The organism is Ideonella azotifigens (genome assembly GCF_006519715.1).
GTDB lineage: Bacteria > Pseudomonadota > Gammaproteobacteria > Burkholderiales > Burkholderiaceae_C > Ideonella > Ideonella azotifigens.
The window spans coordinates 1-2,454 of the sequence record NZ_VIDT01000753.1; the positions used below are offsets into that span (position 1 = coordinate 1).

At 52.5% G+C, this 2,454-nt stretch carries 2 protein-coding genes; both read right to left on the reverse strand.

Annotated elements, in window-relative coordinates:
• The coding region (locus FKP22_RS27230) for a DUF6531 domain-containing protein (RefSeq protein ID WP_375140622.1) at window positions 1-2,079 on the reverse strand (2,079 nt) is incomplete at its 3' end.
• Between the two features lie 152 nt (window positions 2,080-2,231).
• Window positions 2,232-2,454, reverse strand: a 223-nt coding sequence (locus FKP22_RS27235; protein ID WP_141291085.1) for an RHS repeat domain-containing protein, incomplete at its 5' end; no start/stop codon positions are given.

Genomic DNA, 2,454 nt, shown 5'->3' on the forward strand with positions numbered 1-2,454 from the left:
ATACTTGTACGTCGTGCGCTTGCCGCGCGGGTCGGTCTCAATCTGCATCTGCCCATACACGTTGTACGTGTAGCTCCAGCTGCGCCGCTCGGTCACCGTGGCGGCGAAGCCGACGTTGCCCAGCGTGTCGGTGGTGGCCTCTTCATAGCGCCGGCAGACCACGGCGATCTTGCTGCCGTCGGGCAGCAGGGGTGCGTCGGGGGCGCACACCGGTGTATCGCCAGCGATGGGGTCCGGCAGGCCGTTGTAGACCGTGGTGGTGATCAGGTTGGGCTCGGCCACGCGGGTCTGCAGGTTCCACACCGGATGCCACTGCGTCGTTACCTTGCGCTGCGGTGCTGTGGCGCTTGAGACCACGCTGTAGCTGGCCACGTCCGCTGGACACGCAGTTGCTCCGCTCAGGCCTTCGATTCGGGCCGTCTCCAGGTTGCGGCTCGTGTTGTATGCAAAGCAAGACCTGTTTCCTCCAAAGTCCACCTTGTTCGTCACATTCGAGTTTGCATCGTAGCTTTGGCTGCTGACATTGGCGCTGCATCCGCTGCCTCCTGGTCGGCTTTGCCCACCAAGTAGTGATCGACCATTCACTTTGGAATAGCTAAGTCGTAATTCCTGCGCGAGTGGGTCTGTAACAATTATATCTCCGGAACCCGATACACGCTTGTCAACTATGGCCCAGTCGTCAATATCACGAGGCGCACTGGTTGCAATCGACATCCCACTGCTTGAATATTTTGTACCAAACGAAGCACCCTCCTCATCGTTTACTTGAGTAAGTAGCAGAGGACCTTTTCCGCCCATATCAGCGTACCCATATGACCGGCCAGATCCGTCCGCGTAATTGACGGAGGATAGCACCCCCCTCGGAGATAGCACACCATAATCAACAAGGGAATCATCCGGCAACGAAACTGAATCCAGATAGCTATACATGACGCCATCCCCATCATCTAATTTGTAATAATGAAACAACAAACTTCTACCAAACCCATCGACAATGCTTGATATCTCACCGGAGTTGGTATAGTTCAATGTTGCATTCAAACCAGCTGATCCAACTATCTTTTGGAGTTTTCCAGTTGGATCATAAATCTCGAATAAGTTATCGCCTGATCTGAATAGAAAATCTCCGCTTGCAAGCTGAGTAAGCGCTGTTTTTCCTGGCACGACCGGAACGAGGTCGTTGCCAATTTTTGCAAAGCTCACAGACTTGGAGTCCTCTCGAAAAACTGTGACTTGGTCGCCATCAAATCCAATATAGCTTTGAAAGCCAAATCGCCAGTTCGGCATAAGTCTGCCTAATGTATATGCCCCCATAGCGCCCCCATCGAATCTGGGGGAACTTACATATGTCCGCCTTAATTGAAGAAATGCATTTGGCTCAGACCAATCCACCTCCGTTTGAAATTTTGTGCCGGTTGCGGTTATTGGATCGCCAAACGCTGGACAGGACTGCTCTACGGGAATATAGCAAATGGCATAGTCTACTAAATCCGTGTCATGTCCGAGGTTGCCATAATCCCAGTCCCATTTAATCGTCCCTGGCGCACATTGGTCAATACGAGGAATATTAAATCGCGCACTATATTCACCTTGGATAGGGTAAGTTACCCTGATGGATCCATTTTGGCACCAATTTATACTTTCACCGAAATAATACTCCCCACTCTGGTAGACATAGAAGTCTGATGCAGCGCTTGGGACGTCAGAGCCGCGCATGACAGTTTGCAATGGCTTGCCGTCGGTACCCGAACATTGGGAGTAGACTGATCGATAGCTTAATAGGCTTTTTGCAGTTTCCTCACTAATCGCGGTCTCAAGCGGCTTAATAATGGAGGCTTTTCGTGGCCCCGCCGTAACATTTCGCACCCATCCAATCCATTGATGGGATACATCCCCGGAATAAGTTCCTGGGATTGGGCGTTGGCAGTCATAGAGTTGTCCATCGCTAGTGCAACTCCAGGCGATCGCACTTTGCGGGATGATCCAAACACTAGCAATAAACGTCGCAAGCGCGAGATAATTCCGATCTACTACCGCGCTGCCAAATTGCGTTGAACCTTTGCGGTAAATAAATCTCATTCGACAAAGTAGTCGGGAAATATCTGAACCCGCAGTAAACCGTAGATTTTTTGTAGATTTAAGGTCACCGTCTGCATGTGATCCTGTTGAGCATGCGGCTCGCCAGTACGTGTTTGTCATGGGTTTCCTCCGCATGTGATTGTTGGGGCGGCTCATTGCAGACCGGAGACGCTCTGCATGCGTCCGAGTGCGTCGTAGCTGCGCGTGACCGTCTTGACAAGGGTCCTGGTGGCCACGTCGGTGCCCTTGTAGTAGCTCTCGCTGGTCCGGTTGCCGGCGTTGTCGAGTTCGTAGTGCTCGCTGTTGCCGTCCGAGCTGCTCACGTCGGTGAGGCGGTGCGCGTCGTCGTAGGTGTTGAGGGTCCAGCTGCCGTCT